The sequence below is a fragment of the Microlunatus aurantiacus genome (assembly GCF_039536605.1).
GTDB classification, from domain to species: Bacteria; Actinomycetota; Actinomycetes; order Propionibacteriales; family Propionibacteriaceae; genus Microlunatus; species Microlunatus aurantiacus.
In genome coordinates, this window is sequence record NZ_BAAAYX010000002.1 from 741,795 (window position 1) to 760,008 (window position 18,214).

General features: G+C 71.4%; 16 protein-coding genes and 1 pseudogene. 4 read left to right on the forward strand and 13 right to left on the reverse strand.

Going from position 1 to position 18,214, the window contains the following annotated elements; translation table 11 throughout:
* Positions 1–128: 128 nt before the first annotated feature.
* The 3 genes from ABD714_RS03620 to ABD714_RS03630 are packed head-to-tail and all read right to left on the reverse strand — an operon-like array spanning position 129 to position 2,217.
* A complete protein-coding gene (locus ABD714_RS03620; RefSeq protein ID WP_344810897.1) occupies positions 129–764 on the reverse strand; it encodes a DUF3618 domain-containing protein in 636 nt (211 codons plus the stop codon).
* Positions 761–1,237, reverse strand: coding sequence for a phage holin family protein (locus ABD714_RS03625; protein WP_344810898.1), 477 nt, complete (start codon positions 1,235–1,237; stop codon positions 761–763). The genes ABD714_RS03620 and ABD714_RS03625 overlap by 4 nt, the downstream gene beginning before the upstream one ends.
* Positions 1,234–2,217, reverse strand: a complete 984-nt coding sequence (locus tag ABD714_RS03630; RefSeq protein ID WP_344810899.1) for a hypothetical protein — start codon at positions 2,215–2,217, stop codon at positions 1,234–1,236. Before ABD714_RS03630 ends, ABD714_RS03625 begins: the two co-directional genes overlap by 4 nt.
* A gap of 182 nt (positions 2,218–2,399) precedes the next feature.
* Between ABD714_RS03630 and ABD714_RS03635 the strand changes: the two genes are divergently transcribed.
* Positions 2,400–2,915 carry a DUF6328 family protein gene (locus tag ABD714_RS03635; protein WP_344810900.1) on the forward strand — a complete coding sequence of 172 codons (516 nt, stop codon included), beginning with the start codon at positions 2,400–2,402 and terminating at the stop codon, positions 2,913–2,915.
* On the opposite strand, the gene ABD714_RS03640 is transcribed toward ABD714_RS03635, so the two are convergent.
* The gene (locus tag ABD714_RS03640; protein ID WP_344810901.1) at positions 2,845–3,645 is read right to left on the reverse strand and encodes a GAF and ANTAR domain-containing protein; all 801 of its coding nucleotides are present in this window, start codon (positions 3,643–3,645) and stop codon (positions 2,845–2,847) included. The two genes, ABD714_RS03635 and ABD714_RS03640, sit on opposite strands and share 71 nt — an antisense overlap.
* A 318-nt stretch (positions 3,646–3,963) precedes the next feature.
* Between ABD714_RS03640 and ABD714_RS03645 the strand changes: the two genes are divergently transcribed.
* Positions 3,964–5,328, forward strand: coding sequence for an extracellular solute-binding protein (locus ABD714_RS03645; protein WP_344810902.1), 1,365 nt, complete (start codon positions 3,964–3,966; stop codon positions 5,326–5,328).
* Between the two features lie 203 nt (positions 5,329–5,531).
* Here the strand turns inward: ABD714_RS03645 and ABD714_RS03650 are convergent, their stop codons facing one another.
* The 6 genes from ABD714_RS03650 to ABD714_RS03675 form a co-directional block, all read right to left on the reverse strand.
* Positions 5,532–6,494 carry a carbohydrate ABC transporter permease gene (locus ABD714_RS03650; RefSeq protein ID WP_344810903.1) on the reverse strand — a complete coding sequence of 321 codons (963 nt, stop codon included), beginning with the start codon at positions 6,492–6,494 and terminating at the stop codon, positions 5,532–5,534.
* A gap of 1 nt (position 6,495) precedes the next feature.
* The gene (locus ABD714_RS03655) at positions 6,496–7,479 is read right to left on the reverse strand and encodes a carbohydrate ABC transporter permease (RefSeq protein ID WP_344810904.1); all 984 of its coding nucleotides are present in this window, start codon (positions 7,477–7,479) and stop codon (positions 6,496–6,498) included.
* A 138-nt stretch (positions 7,480–7,617) separates the two neighbouring features.
* On the reverse strand, positions 7,618–8,181 hold the full coding sequence (locus tag ABD714_RS03660; protein WP_344810905.1) for a hemerythrin domain-containing protein: 564 nt from the start codon (positions 8,179–8,181) through the stop codon (positions 7,618–7,620).
* Between the two features lie 152 nt (positions 8,182–8,333).
* Complete coding sequence (locus ABD714_RS03665; protein WP_344810906.1) at positions 8,334–9,080, reverse strand: SDR family oxidoreductase; 747 nt, start codon at positions 9,078–9,080, stop codon at positions 8,334–8,336.
* The gene (locus ABD714_RS03670) at positions 9,077–9,874 is read right to left on the reverse strand and encodes an SDR family NAD(P)-dependent oxidoreductase (protein ID WP_344810907.1); all 798 of its coding nucleotides are present in this window, start codon (positions 9,872–9,874) and stop codon (positions 9,077–9,079) included. The genes ABD714_RS03665 and ABD714_RS03670 overlap by 4 nt, the downstream gene beginning before the upstream one ends.
* 17 nt (positions 9,875–9,891) lie before the next feature.
* Positions 9,892–11,493 (reverse strand): xylulokinase, encoded by a 1,602-nt coding sequence (locus ABD714_RS03675; RefSeq protein ID WP_344810908.1) that lies wholly within the window; start codon positions 11,491–11,493, stop codon positions 9,892–9,894.
* A 148-nt stretch (positions 11,494–11,641) separates the two neighbouring features.
* Between ABD714_RS03675 and ABD714_RS03680 the strand changes: the two genes are divergently transcribed.
* A complete protein-coding gene (locus ABD714_RS03680; protein WP_344810909.1) occupies positions 11,642–12,130 on the forward strand; it encodes a glutathione peroxidase in 489 nt (162 codons plus the stop codon).
* A 135-nt stretch (positions 12,131–12,265) separates the two neighbouring features.
* Complete coding sequence (locus ABD714_RS03685) at positions 12,266–14,128, forward strand: hypothetical protein (protein ID WP_344810910.1); 1,863 nt, start codon at positions 12,266–12,268, stop codon at positions 14,126–14,128.
* Positions 14,129–14,297: 169 nt separating this feature from the next.
* Here ABD714_RS03685 and ABD714_RS03690 read toward each other — a convergent pair whose 3' ends face one another.
* The 3 genes and pseudogenes from ABD714_RS03690 to ABD714_RS03695 all read right to left on the reverse strand — a co-directional run bounded on the left by ABD714_RS03690 (position 14,298) and on the right by ABD714_RS03695 (position 18,206).
* Positions 14,298–14,705 carry a hypothetical protein gene (locus ABD714_RS03690; protein ID WP_344810911.1) on the reverse strand — a complete coding sequence of 136 codons (408 nt, stop codon included), beginning with the start codon at positions 14,703–14,705 and terminating at the stop codon, positions 14,298–14,300.
* Between the two features lie 7 nt (positions 14,706–14,712).
* A pseudogene (locus ABD714_RS23035) lies at positions 14,713–15,156 on the reverse strand (SWIM zinc finger family protein); the annotation flags it as partial.
* Positions 15,153–18,206 (reverse strand): SNF2-related protein, encoded by a 3,054-nt coding sequence (locus ABD714_RS03695; RefSeq protein ID WP_344810912.1) that lies wholly within the window; start codon positions 18,204–18,206, stop codon positions 15,153–15,155. The gene ABD714_RS03695 and the pseudogene ABD714_RS23035, both read right to left, overlap by 4 nt.
* Positions 18,207–18,214: the final 8 nt, after the last annotated feature.

Below are 18,214 nucleotides of genomic sequence, written 5' to 3' on the forward strand. Positions count from 1 at the left end.
GCGGCGCTCTGGTGTCAGGCGACATCATCGGGTGATCGAGACGAATCTCCCGACGTCGTCGTCGACCACCCTGAGTGCGCCGGTGGACCCGAGGCGGCGGGCCACGGACCCACCGGCGCTGATCGGGGTCAGGAGGTGGCGCTTCCCTTGACCGTGTCGGCCGAGTCGCGGACCTGACCCTGGACGTCGTCCTTGGCCGAGACGCCCTCGTCCTTGACGTTCGAGACGGCCTCGGTGGCCGCGTCCTTGACCGACGCGGCGGCCGCCTGGGCAGGCTCCCGCAGCCGCTCGGCCACCTCACCCGCGGCCTCGCTGACCTTCTCCTTGAGCGGAGCGGCCTTCTCCTGGAGGCGGCTCGCCGCCTCCTGCTCCCGCTCGCTGCTCGGGATGGCCGAGGAGATCAGGTAGCCGACGCCGAAGGCGATCAGACCAGCCGCGAGCGGGTTCCCCCGCGTCTTGCGCTTGGCCTGCGCCGGTGCGTCGGCCACGGTGTCGAGGGCTCCGGCCGCTCGGTCCTGGACGGCGCCCACCTTGTCCTGGACGGCGTCGCGCCGGTCGCCCAGGGTGCCTGCGTCGTAGGGGTCGTCCGGAGCGCCCATGAGGTGCTCACGCACTCCACGAGCCGCGCTCTTGACCTTGTCGGCCTGGCGGTGCGCGATGTTCTTCGGGTTGGCCGTGTCGGTCAGGGTGTCCACGTTGTTGCTCAGCTCGGCGCGGGTCCGCTCGATCTCAGCCCGCAGCACCTCGGGATCGTTCTGGCTCATCGGTTCTCCTCCTCATGGCCCTTGAGGGCCGGCGGGACTTTGCCCAGGGTTTCGGCCGTGGTCGGAAGACCACGGACACGCTTCAGCTCGGCCTTGCCGGCCGTGAACAGGATCAGGGCGATGATCGCCCAGACCGCGGCGACCACCAGGGCCGACCACTGGTTCTCGATGTACTGCCCCAGGCCCCACCAGGCGCTCACCGAGATGAACACCAGCAGCAGGAGACCTGCCACGCCGGCGCCGACGAACAGGCCGAGGCCCTTGCCCGCCTGGGTGCCGGACTGGCGCAGCTCCGCCTTGGCCAGGGCCACCTCCTGCTGCAGCAGCGTGGAGATGTTGGCGGTGATGTCACCGAGCACGGAGCCCAGGCTGCGACCGTCCTCGGCCGCCAGCGGCGAACGGGGAGCGGCGTAGCCCTCGCGGGCCGCCGCGGCCACGGAGTCGGCGCGATCCGGATGCGGTGTGGTGGTCATCGGGTCAGATCACCGTTCGGGTCGTCGAGCGAGCCGGCCGGGCCCACGTAGCCGGGGCCGGCCGGGGGACGGTCGTACGGGTCGGCCGGAGCGGTGGTCTCCAGGGAGCCGCCGTAGACCCCGGTCGAGACCGGTGCCGACACCGGGTCGGCGACGGGCCGGGTGACCGGGGTGGTGACGTAGCTGCTCCGGAGCTGGTCGGAGTGCCCCGTACGGCTGTCGTCCTTGGAGTCCAGGCTCGTGCGGGTGGCGACCGCGCTCCGGGTGAGCCGCCCCGCCACCACGCCGGCGAGTCCGCAGAGTGCCAGGAACGCCACCGGGTGCTGGCGGCCGTAGGTCCGGACCGAGTCCAGCACGTCGGCCGGCTCGCGGTCCTGCAGCCAGTGCGCGACCTCGCCGCCCCGGCGGGAGGCCTCGTGGGCCAGGTCGGTCAGCGGTCCCGACTCCTCGCTCGCCGACGCCATGCTGCCGAGCTCTCTCGCCAGACCGTGCAGCGCCTCGGCGATCATGCCCTGCGAGGTCGACACCTGCTGACTCGCCTCGGTGCGCACCGTGTCGAACAGCGACGCGGCCTGCTGCTTGGTCTCGGCCGCCACGTTCGCGACCTCCTCCTTGGCCGTCTGGGCCACCTGCTTGCCGGAGTCGACCGCCGTGCCGGCGACCTGCTTCGCCTCGCTCTTGGCGGTGTCGGTCTTCGAGTCCGACGAGGACGAACCAGGTCCGCCGATGCCGCCAGCGGTCGTCCCGCCGAGGCCTGTCGATCTGTCGTCGAAGGACCCGCCCGCGAAGGTGGGCTCGCTCGAGAAGCTCTCGTCGGCGTACGACGAGCTCGTCCCGGTCACCGCCGGGTCGTCGGGCACGGAGGCACCCTGTGTCGTGGTCAGGTCCTGCTGGGTGGTGGGCAGGTCGGGCTCACCGGGCCCGGGGCCGTCGAAGGGGCCCGGTTGGCTCGGATCGTGGCCCAGAGGGGACTGAGTCATCGGCTTCTCCTTCTGCTGAGAACTGCGGCGCAGCTCTGTCGATGTGGTGCTGCTCACTGGTAACCCGTTACGGCGAAGGTAAACATCGGCACCCACGGATCTTCGGGTTCTGCTCGATCGCACGGCCGCCTCCGGCCGTGGTGAGGAGTCGCGAACGCGCCCGACCGGGGTGGATCTGGAGCATGATCGGACTGGAGGTGGAGATGATGGACGTGGACCCGCGGGACGGTCGCGACGAGACCGAGAACGAACGGATGGATCGCAACTGGAACGACATCCTGCAAGAGCTCCGGGTGACGCAGACCGGCACCCAGATCCTCAGCGGATTCCTCCTCACCCTGGCGTTCCAGCCGCGGTTCGCGTCCCTCGACACCTTCCAGCGGGGGGTCTACGTCGGGCTGGTGATCCTGGCCGGGGTGACCATCGTCCTCGGTCTCACCCCGGTGAACCTCCACCGCTCACTCTTCCGACTCCACCTGAAGGTCTCGGTGGTGACGGTGGGTCACTACGCCCTGCGGCTGCAGCTGGCCGGGGTCGCGCTGATCGTGGTGGGAACGGTGCTGTTCGTCCTGGACGTGGCCGTCGGTCGGACGGTCGGGGTGATCTCGGCTGCTGCGCTTATGGTCCTCATCGTGCTGGCCGCCGCGGTGCCGGTCCTGATTCGGCGGCTGGGGGCGGGTGGGGAGCGTCGACGGTGACCCGCCGGACGAGGGTGCCCGCGGGTCGGCACGGATGGCCCGAGCGGACGGCGCCGGTGAGGTCGTCGACGACCCGGCGGGCGACGTCACGCAGCTTGATGTTGCTGTTCTGCGAGATCCGAGCGAGGTAGTCGAAGGCTGCGTGTTCGTCGATGCCGTACCGCTGCATCGTGATGCCGACGGCCTGACCGATGGTCTGCCGGTGCTGGAGGGCGGTGGTGAGGTCGGAGGTGGTCCTGACCTTGTCCAGGGCGAGAGCTGCGTGGACGACGAACACCTCAGCCGCGTGTCGGGTTCCCTCGTCGAAGGCGAAGGGTGAGCTCGCGTACAGGTTGAGTCCACCCACACCCGAGCGGTCTCGGTAGATCTCGATGCCGAGCTGGGACAGGACGCCCTGCCCGACAGCTCGCCGGGCGAAGCGCGGCCACCGCCCCTCCACCCGCATGTCGGCGACCGCCACCGCGCCGCCCTGGCGCATGGCGTCGAGACACGGTCCCTCGTTCAGCTCGTACTGGGCACGGTCCAGCTCGTCGACCACGGGCCCCGTGGACGCGAGCGTATGGACACCGGAGCGATCGGCGACCGAGACCCCGGCGAACTCGGTGCCGGGAACTGCGCGCACCGCTACGTGGACCAGGCGGTTCAAGACCTCGGACGTGGTGGTCGGAGCGTGCATCTCGCGCGCGGCGGCGGCCATCACGTCCGCGAGTCGAGCATCGTCGGATGTCACGGGACCCGCCTCTCTGCGCGACACGCGGAACGGGCTCAGGCTACTGCTGCAGCCGCGTCGGCGCTGGGTCGTCGGGGAAGGCGCTGACGCGGGGAGGTCGCCGTCGAGGAGCACCCGGGTCGGCCGGCGCTCGCACGACCGGGTGGCCGGATTCGGCTGTGCGAGGTTCCGGACCGGCCGGCCCTGGTCAGTCGATCGACCCGGACCGTCTCTCGCCCGCGGTTTGGCCGGCGGAGCTTCGGGTACGGACGACACGGAGCTGCGGCCGCAGACTCCGTTCGTGACCCGGCGCGTCCGGGGCCTGACCGTGGAGACGACATGAAGCGACGATGGGGGGTGGCGGCCGGAGCAGTGGCCGCCCTCGTGATGGTGGCCGGCTGCGGCGGCGGGGCCGATCCCGACAGCCAGTCCGAGGACCAGCCGCAGTTCACCACCAACCCGAGCGGGGAGCTGAACGCGTGGGGGTTCGACAACGCCGATGACGTGGGTCAGGCCCGCCTCGACCACGCCGCGTCCACGCTCGCGGACGTGACGGTGAAGCTCGACGCCACCGGCTTCGACGCCCAGAAGCTCACCACCCGCCTGGCCAGCGGTGACGTCCCGGACGTGGTCCAGATGGACCGTCAGTTCGTCGCGACGTACGCCGCGCAGGACCTGATCCTGCCGGTGGACGCGTGCTTCAGCGCGTGGGGGATGGACCCGGCGACGCAGTTCTACCCGTCGGTGACCGCTGACGTCACCTACGACGGCAAGCTCTGGGCCGCGCCTCAGTTCTTCCAGCCCGCCGCGATCATGCTCAATCAGCGGGCGTTGAAGGCCGCGGGGGTCGACGCCGCGCAGATCGACACGTCCAAGCCCGACGAGCTGGTGGCCACGACGAAGAAGCTCTACCGCGAAGACGGCGGCAAGCCAACCCGGTTGGGCTTCGATCCGGTGGCGACCGGACAGGCACCGTTGTGGGTGCTGGGTTCCGGCGGGCGCCTCGTCGACGACCAGGGAAAGCCGGCGCTCGACGACCCGGCCAACGTCAAGGCCCTCGCCTTCCTCAAGCAGCTGACCGACGCCCAGGGGGGCTTCGCCAAGGTGAAGAGCTTCTCGGACTCGTTCGACTTCTTCGGCAAGGGCAACCAGTTCGTCAAGGACCAGGTGGCGGCCCAGGTCGACGCCCAGTGGTACGTCAACGTGCTGAGCCCGTACGCCGAGCAGGTCGAGCTCGGGGCGACGCCCTTCAAGGACCAGGACGGCCAGCCGTTCGCCGTCAGCGGTGGCTCGTCGTTCGTCATCCCGGCCAAGGCGAAGAACCCTGACGCCGCATGCGCCTGGATGGTCAACCTGGTCACCGAGGACGCCTGGATGGCTGCCGGGGATGCCCGCGCCGCGACGCTGAAGAAGGAGGGCGGGGTGAACGCGGGGCTGTTCACCGGGTCGCCCGCCGCCGATCAGGCGATCAAGGCGAAGTTCGTCAAGCCGACCGGCAACGCCGGCATCGACGCGACCATCCAGACCTACTACGACGTGGTGGCCGCCGGGAAGTCGCTGGGGACCTCGCCGGCGGGGCAGACGATCCAGAGCGAGCTGAACAACGCGGTCAGCTCGGCGCTGCTCGGCCAGAAGTCGCCCGAGCAGGCGCTGGCCGATGCGCAGGCGGCCTCGACGCGGGCGTACGACAAGATCGTCGGCTGAGCGCGGCGAGCGCCCAAGGGGGCCCGGTTCTCCTCGGGGGACCGGGCCTTCCTGCGCCTGCGGCCGGGCGGCGACTCCCGGACGTGGCAGCTGCACCCGCCAGCCGTCTGTGCACCCTCAGCAGCGGGTGCGGCTGCGGCGAGAGGGTGCAGCCCGGCGGAGGGGGTGCAGCCGGGCGGAGGGGGTGCAGCCGACGTCGACCGCTAGCCTTTCCGCCCCTGGGTGGCCACGCCCTCGACGAAGTAGCGCTGGCCGAAGGCGAACATCACCAGCATCGGCAGCGTGACGAGCAGGGCCGCCACCATCACGTACTGGTAGTCGCCCTGGCCGCCGGCCGTCGGGCTGTACTTCGTCATCGCGTACGAGATCCCGAGCGGCACCGTGAAGCCCTCGACGGAGCCCGCGTTCAGGTAGATCAGCGCCGCCTGCAGGCTGTTCCAGCTGGCCTGGAACTCGAACAGGAAGATGATCACCAGGGACGGGACCGACAGCGGCAGAGCGATCCGGCGGAACATGCCGACATAGCTGGCCCCGTCCACCCGGGCCGCCTCGAACAGCTCGCGGGGCAGACCGAGGAAGAACTGTCGCTGCAGGAAGATGTAGAACGCCGAGCCGAACAGGTTGGCTCCGAACAGCGGGACCCAGGTCCCGACCAGCCCGAGATTCAGCCAGATCAGGTACTGCGGCACCATCGTCACCGCGCCCGGCAGCATCATCGTGGCCAGCACCAGCCCGAAGAGGACCTTGCGGCCGGGGAAGCGGAAGTAGGCGAAACCGAAGGCGACGAGCGCGCTGGAGAGCACCACCAGGGTCGCCGCCAGCAGGGCGATCGCGAGGCTGTTGGCCGCCCAGCTGAGCAGCGGCAGCTGGTCCCAGACCTCGATGTAGTTCTGTGGGGTGAACGTCTCGGGGATCAGGCGGTTGTCGAAGACCTCACCGCGCGGCTTGAAGCTGGCCGCCAGCAACCACACCAGGGGATACAGGAAAAGCAACGAGAAGCCGATCAGCAGCGCGCCGATGATCACCGAGCCGACGGTGCGGGGCCAGCGTCGGGAGGTGCGGGGCTTCCGGGGCCGGTCGCCCGCGACCCGCTCGACGGTCCCGGGCTCGACGACAGAGCCCAGGCCGGCGGCCTGGGCGGCCGCGGATGAGCTGGCGGTGGACACGTCACCGACCCCCTTCGTAGTAGACGAACCGGTTGCCGACCCGCATCTGCACGACGCTGATGGCCATGATGATCACGAACAGCAACCAGGCCATGGCCGAGGCGAAACCGAAGTCGAACTCACGGAACGCCTGGAGGTAGAGGTAGACGCCGTAGAACAGCGAGGCCTCCGGCGACGCGTTGCTCTGGTCCCGCCAGAACAGCAGATAGGCCTGGTCGAAGACCTGCAGGGCCGCGATGGTCAGCACGATGACGTTGAAGAACACCGCGCTGCTGATCATCGGCAGGGTCACGTGGCGGAAGCGCCGCCACGGTCCGGCGCCGTCGAGGGAGGCGACCTCGTAGAGCTCCTGCGGCACGTTCTTCAGGGCGGCCAGGAAGATCACCATGGTGCCGCTCACCCCCCACAGCGTCATCAGCACGATCGACGGCTTGACCCACGCGGGGTCGACCAGCCACTGCGGTCCCTCGATCCCGAACACGCCGAGGAAGCTGTTCACCGCACCGGTGTTGCCGTTGAGCAGCAGCAGGAAGATCGAGGCGGTGGCGACCGCCGGGGTCATCTTGGGCAGGTAGTAGATGGTGCGGAAGAGACCGGCTCCGCGACCCACCTGGTTCAGCAGCAGCGCCAGACACAGGGCGAAGACGATCTCCAGCGGCACCGCCATCACCGCGTAGAACAGGGTGTTCTTGAGCGAGATCGCGACCTTGGGATCGGCGAACAGGTTCGCGTAGTTGTCGAGGCCGGCCGGGCGGATCCGGTTGCGGGCCAGGTTGTAGGTGCTGAAGGAGATCACCAGGCTGTAGATCATCGCGCCCAGGGTGAAGACGCAGAAGCCGACGATCCAGGGGGAGATGAACAGCAGGCCGGCGATCGCCTCGCGCCGCGACGCCGTCAGGCGCCGCGGTCGTCGGGCACCCGGTCCCGGGTCGGCGGGTCGACCCCGGACGGGTTCTGTCGCGGTGGAGCTGCCGGCCTGGGCCATCCACACCCTCCTGATCGAACGGAGCTCGTGGTCACCGGCGCGAGGGCGCGACGACACGAGGGTCGGGTCACCGACCGTCGACCGTGTACCCCGAGCCGCGGAGATCAAACAGGCGATCGGAGGGTGGGCCGGTGCCCGCTACGCGCGGTCGGATCGACCGGACCACGCGTCCCGCAGCCGGTCGACCAGCCCGACGCCCGGACCGACGACGAAGTGGAAGAGGGCGTTGTTGGGCGCCAGCGGGTGCGGGCGGGTCGGCGCCACGTTCTTGGCCGCCTCGACCTTCGCGGCCAGGCCGACCAGCTCGCGGTGCGGGATGTGGTCCCGCAGCTGCGGGAACTGCTCGCTCTCCTCGTCGTCGACGTGGTCGCGCAGCACCGCCTCCAGCTCGTCCAGAACCCGGTCGAACTCCGCGTCGTCGGCCGCCTCCCAGTCCTTCATCAGCTTCTCCAGCTGCTGGTGCTCGGCGACGTCGTGGTCCACCGCCGCGTCCCCGTCGGGCAGGTGCCGGCGCATCGCCGGGTAGACGAACATCTCCTCGGCGACCGAGTGCCGGACCAGCTCACCGATCACCACGTCGGCCAGCTCCCGGCGTCGCTCGGGCGAGGTGGACGTCCTGATCTCGGTCAACAGACCCAGCACCTCGTGGTGGTCGGTGGTCAGCAGGTCGATGACGTCGGAGTCACGGGTGGGTTCGGTCACTGTCAGCTCCTGGGATGGCGCATCCCAGCGCCGGGCCGACGCCGGTGGCTCCGTACCCCGGACCGGGGGCCTGAAACGCGGACCGGGGCCCGGAACGCGGACCGGGGGCCTGAAACCGGACCCGGGGGCGCGGACCGACTCGCGCCGCCGCCTCAGGTCTGGGTGACCGGGCTGATGACCAGCTCGTCGATGCGGACGTGCGGGGGTGAGTCGAGCACGAACCGGACCGCGCGACCCACGTCCTCCGGACTCAGCATCACCTCGCGTGCGGCCGCTCCGGGCACCACGGGACGGAGCCGGAGGAAGTCGGTGTTCACGTCACCCGGGCAGAGGTGGCAGGCGCGGACGCCGGAGCCGGCCTCCTGGGCGTTGATCGTCTGGCACAGCGCCGCCAGCGCCGACTTGCTCGCGCTGTAGGCGACTCCGGCGTACGGCGTGAACCGCCAGGCCGAGTACGAGGAGACGACCACGACCTGACCACCGCTGCGGGACCGCAGGTCCGGCAGCACCTCGTGCACGAGCCGAGCCACCGCGGTGAGGTTGGTGGCGACGACGTCTTCGAGCTCCGTCATCGACTGGTCGGCCCAGGTCCGCTTCGGCGTGTTCAGCCCGGCCGCGAGGACCAGGCCGTCGACCCCGCCGAAGTCGGTGCGGATGGTCCGGGCGGCGTCGGCCACCGCCGTCGGTTCGCGCGCGTCCAGGGGCAGCACCAACGCCTCTCCGCCGGCCCGCTCCACCAGGGCAGCGGTCTCGGCCAGCGGCTCGGGTCGGCGGCCGCTGAGCGCCACCCGGCGACCGGGGGCCGCCGCGACAGCGGCGGCGCGGCCCATCCCGCTGCCCGCGCCGGTGACCCAGAGCACCCTGCCGGCGGCGGCCGGCTCCGACCGTTCGCCGGTCACGCGTCGAGGCCGGCGATCTCGTAGCCCCGCTGGGGGAGCTGGGTGGCGAGCTTCCCGCCGCTCACGTCGACCAGGGTGCCGGTGATGTAGCGGGACGCGTCGCTGGCCAGGAAGCAGATCAGGTCGGCGACCTCCTCGGCCTCGCCCCAGCGCCGCAGGGTGAGGGTGTCCAGCAGCCGTCCCTGCGCCTGCGGGTCCATCTCGGCGAACGTGTTGATGCCGCTCGGGATCATCCCCGGCGCGTACGCGTTCGCGGTGATGTTCCACGGTCCGAGCTCGCCGGCCAGGGTGCGGGTCAGCTGCACCACGGCCGCCTTGGAGGCTGCGTACGCGGCACTGCCGATACTCGGCACGATGGCGGCGAACGAGGCGGCGTTGATGATGCGCCCCGAGCGCTGGCTCTTCATGACCGGGGCGACGGCGCGGCACATCCGGAAGACACCGCCGACGTTGACGTCGAAGCAGCGGTCCCAGGTCGCGTCGTCGATCTCGGAGACGAGACCCTCGCCCATCACGCCGGCGTTGTTGATCAGCACGTCGATCCGGCCGTGCTCGGTGACCACCTCCGTGATCACGCTGGTCACCGAGGCCGTGTCGGACACGTCGCAGGCGTACGCTCCGCCGCTCAGTCCCGCCTGCTCGCGCGCATCCTCGAACCAGGTCAGCGCCTCGGTGCTGACGTCGAGGGCGACCACCCGGGAACGCTCCCGGAGAAAGGCTTCCGCGATGGTGCGGCCGATGCCGCGGCCGGCGCCGGTGATGACGACGACCCTGTCGGTGAGCTCGAGCAGCATGATCAGAGTCTGTCAGGTCAGCTGCACTCGACGGCGGCCCGCTGGACCGGGAGGGCCGCCAGATAGCGCCGCAGGAACGCGTCGAAGCCGGCGACGTCGCCGGCCTGCGGTCGCTCGGTGACCAGGTCGGCGTCGGCGAAGACCACCTCGGACAGGTAGTCGATGAGGCTCTGCTCCGGGGTCCGCCGGGCCAGGAAGGCGGCCAGCACCGCGATGCCCCAGGCCCCGCCCTCGGAGGCGGTGTCGCCGACCGACACCGGGGTGTCGAGAGCGGCGGCCAGGTACTTCTGGGCGACGCCCTTGGTCGTGAACAGCCCGCCGTGCGCGTACATCAGGTCCAGCCCCACCGCCTCGTCCTCGGTCAGCACGTCCATCCCGATCCGCAGGGTGGCCAGCGCCGCGAAGAGCTGGGTGCGCATGAACGTGGCCAGGTCGAAGGTGCTGTCGGGGGTGCGCAGGAACAGTGGCCGACCCTCCTCGAGCCCGGTGATCGGCTCCCCGGACAGGTAGTTGTAGGCCAGCAGCCCGCCGCCGTCGGGTTCACCCCACAGGCTGGCGCGGAACAGCGTCTCGAAGACCAACGAGGTGTCCGCATCGGCGCCGATCGCCCGGGCGAACTCGACGAACAGCCCGACCCACGCGTTCAGCTCGCTCGCGCCGTTGTTGCAGTGCACCATCGCGACCGGGTCGCCGGCCGGGGTGGTCACCAGGTCGAGCTCGTGGTGCACCCGGGACAGGGGGTGCTCGAGCACCACCATGGCGAAGATGCTGGTGCCGGCGCTGACGTTGCCCGTCCGCGGAGCCACGGAGTTGGTGGCGACCATGCCCGTCCCGGCGTCCCCTTCCGGCGGGCACAGCGGGGGACCGGCCCGCAGCACCCCGGTCGGGTCGAGGAGCCGGGCCCCCGACTCGGTCAGCTCCCCGGCCGGGTCGCCCGCCGCCTTGATCGTGGGCAGCAGGTCGGCCACCCGCCACGGCAGCTCGCGATCGGCGACCAGGTCGTCGAAGGTGGCGATCATCGCCGCGTCGAAGCCGCGGGTGTCGGGATCGATCGGGAACATGCCGCTGGCGTCCCCCACCCCGAGCACCCGCTCACCGGTCAGCTGCTCGTGCACCCACCCCGCGAGGGTGGTCAGGTGGGCGACGGAGCCCACGTGCTCCTCGTCGTCCAGCACCGCCTGGTAGAGGTGGGCGATGCTCCAGCGGTGGGGGATGTTGAACGCGAACGCCTCGCTGAGCGCCTCCACCGCGGGACCGGTGCTGGTGTTGCGCCAGGTCCGGAAGGGCGTGAGCAGCTCACCGTCGGCATCGAGCGCGAGATAGCCGTGCATCATCGCCGAGACCCCGATCGCGCCCACCGTCTCCAGCGTGACGCCGTGCTGCTCGGCGACGTCCGCGGCCAGTGCGGCGTACGCCGCCCGGATCCCGGTGCGCACCGTCTCCAGCGAGTAGGTCCAGCGCCGGTCCACGAACTGGTTCTCCCAGGCGTGCCCGCCGGTGGCCAGCGGGGCGTGGTCGGCTCCGATCAGGACGGCCTTGATCCTGGTCGAGCCGAGCTCGAGACCGAGCGCGGTGCGGCCCTCGGTGATCGCCTGCCGGATGCTCGCGGCGTCGCTCATCTTGTGCTGGCCCTCCTCGTCGATGGTCTGGTTAACGTTCTCACACGTGCCGTCGGCGGGCCACGTCCAGGCCCGACGCCCGCGCGGGTCCGGGCTCACCGACCCGCGCCTACGGTGGGGGTGACGTCCACGACGAAAGGCTTCACCCATGGCTCTGGCCGACATCCCCATCACCACCCTCGCCGGTGAGGACACCACCTTCGGCGCCCTGACCGAGGGGCGGGTGGCCCTGGTGGTCAACGTCGCCTCCCGCTGTGGGCTCAGTCCGCAGTACGAGCAGCTGGAGTCGCTGCAGCAGGCGTACGGCGACCGGGGGTTCGTCGTGCTCGGCTTCCCCAGCAACCAGTTCCTCCAGGAGCTCGGCTCGGAGTCCGACATCGCCGAGTACTGCTCCCTGACCTGGGGGGTCACCTTCCCGATGTCGGAGAGGGTGCGGGTCAACGGCAAGAAGGCGCACCCCCTGTTCGCCGAGCTCAAGCAGACCCCCGACGCCGACGGCAAGGCCGGCCGGATCAGCTGGAACTTCGAGAAGTTCCTGGTCAGCCCGAGCGGCGAGGTCAAGCGGTTCCGCCCGCGCACCGAGCCCCAGGATCCTGTGGTCGTGGGCGCCATCGAGCAGTGGCTTCCTCAGCAGTAAGCCTTTTCTGAGCGGTGTGGTGCCGGGTCGCCGTTCGCGCAATCGGTTACGCTGACCGTCGACGGACAGGGTCGTTCGGCTCCTCGGGGGGGTCACGTCGTCACCGTGTGGACACACTCGAAGGAGCCGAACCGGATGGATCGCCGTCATTTCATCACCACCGTGGGGGTGGCTTCGGCCGCCGTCGCCGCCAGTGCCGTGCTCGAGGAGAACTGGGCCCACGCCGAACCGCGACGGGACCCGGGCAAACGTCCGCCGGCGGTGGTCGACGAGCGTTTCCTGGACGTGCTGACGGCGGTCAACGATCGTCAGGTGCCGACCACGCTGGCCGGCTACGCGGCGCAGATCGACACGCTCGCCAGCCCCCGGGCCCTGGCCCAGAGTGCGATGCGACTGGTGAGCGCGTACGTGAACCCGCGCGGTGCGAACCACCACGCCGCGAGCCTGCTCGGGCCGATCAACGCCCTCCTGGGTGCGCTCGCCGAACGCCAGAACCCCAGCGGGCTCTACGACGTCGGCAACCTGGACAGCCCGCCCGACACCTCGTTCGTGATCAGTGATCTGGGTCTGAGCTACGTGCTCCTGGCTGACGACGACCAGTCGGAGACGACCGCGATCCGCGCCCGGTACGCCGCGATCATGCGGAAGTCCGGCACCGCCCTGGCCGAGGGAGGCGTCCACACCCCGAACCACCGCTGGGAGATCTGCAAGGCGCTCGCGCATCTGCAGCACCTGTGGCCGAGCCGCCTGCTGAAGGCCCGGATCAACGACTGGCTGGGGGAGGGCATCGACATCGACAGCGAGGGCGAGTACAGCGAGCGCAGCCCCAACTACGCCTCCGAGGTCACCAACAAGTCCCTCCTCACGATCGCCCGCTATGCCGACAAGCCCCGGCTGCGCGACGATGTCCGCCGCAACCTGCAGCTGACCCTCTACCGGATCCAGCCGAACGGCGAGGTGGAGACCGTCCAGTCCCGGCGGCAGGACCAGACCGGGGTCCAGCACGTCTGGAAGTACCTGACCCACTACCGCGAGCTGGCCATCCGGGATCGCAACGGCCAGTTCGCCGCGGTGGCCACGCAGATCATCGACCGGGTCGCCGCGGACCTGCCCGGTTTCGCCACCACCGGCTACTCGGTCGGGGAGTTCCTGGCCGAGGCGCTGGCGTACCCCGACATCACCGCCGCGCTGCCGACCTCGACACCGGTGCCCACCTCCTACACCAAGGTGAGCACGGGGTCCCAGCTGGTCACCCTGCGCCGCGGCTCCACCACGGCCACGATCTTCGGCGGCACGGACTGGCACGACAGGCGGGTCGACTCCGAGGGTCGGACGACGAGCATCCGGGAGATCGCCTCCGGTCTGTCCACCAACCCGACGTTCTTCAGGCTGCGCACGGGTGCGGCCATCCTGGACTCCGTCCGGCTGTCCCCGCGCTTCTTCAGCACCGGCCACTTCCGCAGCGACGGGGTGACCGGCACGCGTGGGGGCTGGCGGCTGGAGGACGAGGTGGCGGTTGCCTACCACCTGCCGCTGCCGCAACGGCGCCGCCGCTCGGACGGCGCCTACGTGCTCGGGTCGGAGGGACGGTTCTACTCGAAGATGGACTTCCCGCACCGGCCGAAGGACGAGAAGGTGCTGGCGACGACCATCACGATCACCGAGGTCGGCACCGGCGGCTTCGACCTCGCCTTCGATCTCGACGGACCACCCACCTCGCTGACCATCGAGCTCTGCTTCCGGGCGGGTGGCACCCTCTCCGGCGTCGTGCCGGCGACCGGTGCCGACAACTTCCAGCTCGTGGAGGGGGAGGGCAGCTACACCGTCGGAGGCGACACGATCACGTTCGGTCCGGGCACCGGTAGCGGGATCCGCCAACCGATCGCGATGGATGCCGGCGAGAAGTACACCTACCTCGGCGGCAACCTGACTCCGGCCGGGCAGCGCGTGTACCTGACGGGTCTGGTGCCGTTCCGCTCCACGCTGCAGCTGCGCTGACCGACCTCAGGAGGTCGACCGGGCTGGGTGTGTTCGAGGCGGCACCCGGCCCGACACGGACACCGTCGCGACACTGTTCTCCATCCCGCTGTTCCTGCAGACGAGCGCGATCACCACCGTCACGCAGCCAGGGACCGCGCGGCGCGGGATCCACCCCGGGTCGGAGAGCTCAGCCGTCGCGACGGTAGAGCTCGCGCAGCACGCTCGCCAGCGTGGCCCCGCCGAGCGCGGTCTCGGGCTCGGGCAGCTGGCGGAGGACGACATCGGGGTCCGCGCTGAGCACCGGCGGTCGGGCCGGCAACGGGGGCGGGGGCTGCCAGAACCGCTCGTCGCGATCCCCGGGCCAGGTCAGATCGGCCACGGCGGCCCAGGTGCCGCCGATCGGGACCACCACCGAGGAGCTCGTGGCCGCGGTGCCAGGGTCCTCGGTGTCGTCGCCGGACCGGAGCAGTCGCAGCCTGGCCAGCAGCGCGTCGCGCTCGCGTCCGCGCCAGCGCAGGATCAGGAACGGGTCGGTGTCGAACGCCTCGGCCAGCAGGTAGGAGGTGGCCGGCCGCCAGGTGCTTGCACGGCACACCCCAGTCGGGGCAGCTGCACGTCTGCTGCAGCTCGCGGGCGGCGGCCGGGAACAGGGGCGACCCGGCGTCGGCGAACACCTGCTCGAGCTCCGGCGGCACCTCGCCGGCCAGCAGCTTCGCGCACGGCAGCGCCTGCTCGGACAGCGCGACCTCCACCCGCTCCCAGTCAGCCTCCTCCAGCGGGGCGAAAGCGATCGTCACCTCGTACGGCTGCGGCCGGGATCCCTGCACCCGCGCCCGCACCTCACCGACGCCGATGTCGATGGAGATCACCTGTCCCTTGCGGGCGTACGCCTTGCCGCGGGCCAGGCGGCCGCCCACGGCGAACGACTCGAGCACGTCCAGGAAGCGTCGGGACCACCACGAGGTCCCGATGTCGCCCCGGGTACTCCGCGCCTTCAGACCGTCCTCGACAGCCCGTGGGCGCGAGGTCGGGAACCAGTCGCTCACTCGACCACCGCCCCCGCCTCGAGGCGCAGCAGATCAGCCAGGTCGTCGGTCGACAGCTCGGTCAGCCAGGACTCGCCGGTGCCGACGATCCTGGCGGCCAGACCGCGCTTGCTGTTGATCATGGCCGCGATCTTCTCCTCCACGGTCCCGGCGCTGACCAGCTTGCGGACCTGGACGGCGCGTCGCTGCCCGATCCGGAACGCCCGGTCGGTGGCCTGGTCCTCGACGGCCGGGTTCCACCAGCGGTCGACGTGCACGACGTGGTTGGCCGCGGTCAGGGTCAGCCCGGTGCCGCCGGCCCTCAACGACAGCACGAACAGCGGCGGCGCCCAGGCCCCCTCGGACTGGAAGCGGGCCACCATCGCCTCGCGGGCCGACTTGGTCACGCCGCCGTGCAGGTAGAGGACCTCCCGACCGAACCGACCGGCCAGGTGGCTGCGCAGCAGCGCCCCGAACTCCGCGTACTGCGTGAACAGCAGCGCCCGCTCACCGGCCTCCAGCACCTCGGCCACGATCTCGTCCAGCCGTTCCAGCTTGCCGGAGCGACCCGGCAGGGGACTGCCGTCGCGCAGGAAGTGCGCCGGGTGGTTGCAGACCTGCTTGAGCTTGGTCATCGTCGCCAGCACCAGCCCGCGTCGTTCGATGCCGTCGGACGCGTCGATCTTGGCCAGCATGTCGTCCACGACGGCCTGGTAGAGCGAGGCCTGCTCGGCCGTCAGGTTGGTCAGCACCTCCATCTCCAGCTTCTCCGGCAGCTCGGTGATGATCGACCGGTCGGTCTTCAGCCGGCGCAGCACGAACGGTCCCGTGAACCGGCGGAGTCGGGCCGCGGCCTCGTCGTCACCGTGACGCTCGATCGGCTCGGCGTACCGCTTCTTGAAGGTGGCGGCACTGCCCAGCAGCCCCGGGTTGGCGAACTCCAGGATGGACCACAGGTCCGCGAGCCGGTTCTCCACCGGGGTGCCGGTGACCGCGATCCGCACCCGGGCCGGGATCGACCGGATGGCGGTGGCCTGTCGGGTGGCCGCGTTCTTGATCGCCTGGGCCTCGTCGACGACCACCCGCGCCCAGTCGATCCGGCGCAGGGCGGCAGCGTCGCGGGCGGCGATGGCGTAGGTCGTGATCACGAGGTCGGTGGCCGCGACCGCCGCCGCGAAGGCGTCGCCGCGGGCCCGCTCCGCTCCGTGGTGGACGTGCACCCGCAGCGTCGGGGTGAAGCGCTCCGCCTCGCGCTGCCAGTTGCCGACCAGCGACATCGGGCAGATGAGCAGGGTCGGACCGACGGCGCTGCGGCCGTCACCCTCGGTGGCGGACGCGCCCGCGCTCCCCGCCAGCCAGGCCAGCAGCTGGACCGTCTTGCCCAGACCCATGTCGTCGGCCAGCACACCGCCGATCCCGACCCGTCCGAGGAAGTCCAGCCAGGACAGGCCGCGGAGCTGGTACGGCCGCAACGTCCCCTGGAAGTCCGCCGGTGCGGAGCCGGCCTCCAGCCGCTCCGGCGCCTGCCCCGCCAGCAGGTCGCCGAGCCACCCCTCGGCCGCGACCGCGGTCACCGGGAGCTCCCCGTCCTCCGTGTCCAGCCCGAGTCCGAGCCGGACCAGCTCGGCCACGCTGAGCTCGCCGCGCCGACCGGCCATCCGCAGGGCCGCCTCCCAGCGCCGGGGGTCGAGCTCGACCCACTGCCCGCGCAGGCGCACCAGCGGCGACTTCAGCTCGGCGAGGGCGCTGAGCTCGTCGACGGTCAGGGTGTCGTCGCCGATCGCCACGTCGTAGCGGAAGTCCGCGATGGCGCCGAGCCCCACTCGACCCGCGGTGCCCACCGCCCCCGGCTGGGCGCGGGGGGTGGCGGTCACCTTCAGCCCGACCCGCGCCGCCGGTCTCGACCACCAGCCGGGCAGCTGGACCCCGAACCCGGCTGTGGCCAGGGTGGGTGCGGCGTCCCGCAGGAAACCGTGCGCCCCCTGGGCGTCGAGAGCAAGTGCCTCCGGCCGCGCAGTCCGCAGTGCGCCGTCCAGAGCCGGGTAGAGGCGGGCCGCCTTGCCCAGCTCGGCCAGGAAGGTCTCCTGCGGCTCGCTGACGGTGCGGCCGAGTCCCGGCAGGGCCCCGGCGGCCCGCCAGACGTCCTCGGCCTCGGCGACCAGGCTCTGCTCGTCGCTGGTCTGCAGACCGAAGCGGAGCTGCCACCGGTCGTCGTCGGTGTCGGGTGGTGGCTCGTTGAGTCGGAAGAACGCCCGGACGGGTCCGGCCAGGGCGTCCCGCTGCCAGCGCTCCAGGGACGCAGCGAGCTCGGTGACGGCGCCCTCGTCGGCGACGAACGGCCGGGCGGGACCGGTCAGAGCGGCCCACCACGCCCGGGTGGTCGCGGTGCCGCGTCGGCCCAGGGTGGGTCGGCGCGACCCGACCGCGGCCCGCACGGCGCCGTCGACCAGGTCGTCCACGGCGGTCGACCAGAGGGGGAGGGGGTCCTGGTCCACGGTGGCGGCGAGCAGCGAGGGCGGGAGGGCGGCGGCCAGGGCCCGCGCCCACGCGGTGTCCGGTCCGGTGAGCACCGGGCGCCAGACGGCGTACGGTCCCTCGACCCGCACGGTCGGCAGGAACCGACCCCGGCCCACCAGGTCGTCGGCGAACGCGAGCAGGTCGAGCAGATGCTGAACGGAGGCGCCGCACGTGACGGCGACCGGATCCAGCTGCGACAGCACCGCGTGGGCCCGCTCGGGCCCGATGACCAGGGCAGGTACGCGCCAACGGCCCGGTCGGACCGCACCGCGCGACGGCGGGTCGTCGTCGCGGACGAGCTCGGGCGAGGGCAGGGGCGCGGCTCCCCGGGTGGGCAGCCGCAGCTCGACCGCGTCCGGTGCCCCGACGGCTGACGTCACCCCCAGCAGGGCGAGCAGAGCTGGCTGGTCGACGGCGTACGGGTGGGGTGAGCTCCCGGTCGGCCGGCCCCGCCGCCCGGGGGTGAGAGTCGTGGCCGAGTCCTCGGCCCACAGGGCCAGCGCGGGCGAGGGCGCGTGGACGTCGATCCACCAGGACGCGTGCACCACCTGCATCCCGACCC

Excerpts from the sequence above, each read along its gene's own strand:
- ABD714_RS03620 (WP_344810897.1), bottom strand. The coding sequence starts at position 764 with ATGAGCCAGAACGATCCCGAGGTGCTGCGGGCTGAGATCGAGCGGACC.
- ABD714_RS03625 (WP_344810898.1), bottom strand. The coding sequence starts at position 1,237 with ATGACCACCACACCGCATCCGGATCGCGCCGACTCCGTGGCCGCGGCG.
- ABD714_RS03630 (WP_344810899.1), bottom strand. The coding sequence starts at position 2,217 with ATGACTCAGTCCCCTCTGGGCCACGATCCGAGCCAACCGGGCCCCTTC.
- ABD714_RS03635 (WP_344810900.1), top strand. The coding sequence starts at position 2,400 with ATGATCGGACTGGAGGTGGAGATGATGGACGTGGACCCGCGGGACGGT.
- ABD714_RS03645 (WP_344810902.1), top strand. The coding sequence starts at position 3,964 with ATGAAGCGACGATGGGGGGTGGCGGCCGGAGCAGTGGCCGCCCTCGTG.
- ABD714_RS03655 (WP_344810904.1), bottom strand. The coding sequence starts at position 7,479 with ATGGCCCAGGCCGGCAGCTCCACCGCGACAGAACCCGTCCGGGGTCGA.
- ABD714_RS03670 (WP_344810907.1), bottom strand. The coding sequence starts at position 9,874 with ATGCTGCTCGAGCTCACCGACAGGGTCGTCGTCATCACCGGCGCCGGC.
- ABD714_RS03675 (WP_344810908.1), bottom strand. The coding sequence starts at position 11,493 with ATGAGCGACGCCGCGAGCATCCGGCAGGCGATCACCGAGGGCCGCACC.
- ABD714_RS03680 (WP_344810909.1), top strand. The coding sequence starts at position 11,642 with ATGGCTCTGGCCGACATCCCCATCACCACCCTCGCCGGTGAGGACACC.
- ABD714_RS03685 (WP_344810910.1), top strand. The coding sequence starts at position 12,266 with ATGGATCGCCGTCATTTCATCACCACCGTGGGGGTGGCTTCGGCCGCC.
- ABD714_RS03695 (WP_344810912.1), bottom strand. The coding sequence starts at position 18,206 with ATGCAGGTGGTGCACGCGTCCTGGTGGATCGACGTCCACGCGCCCTCG.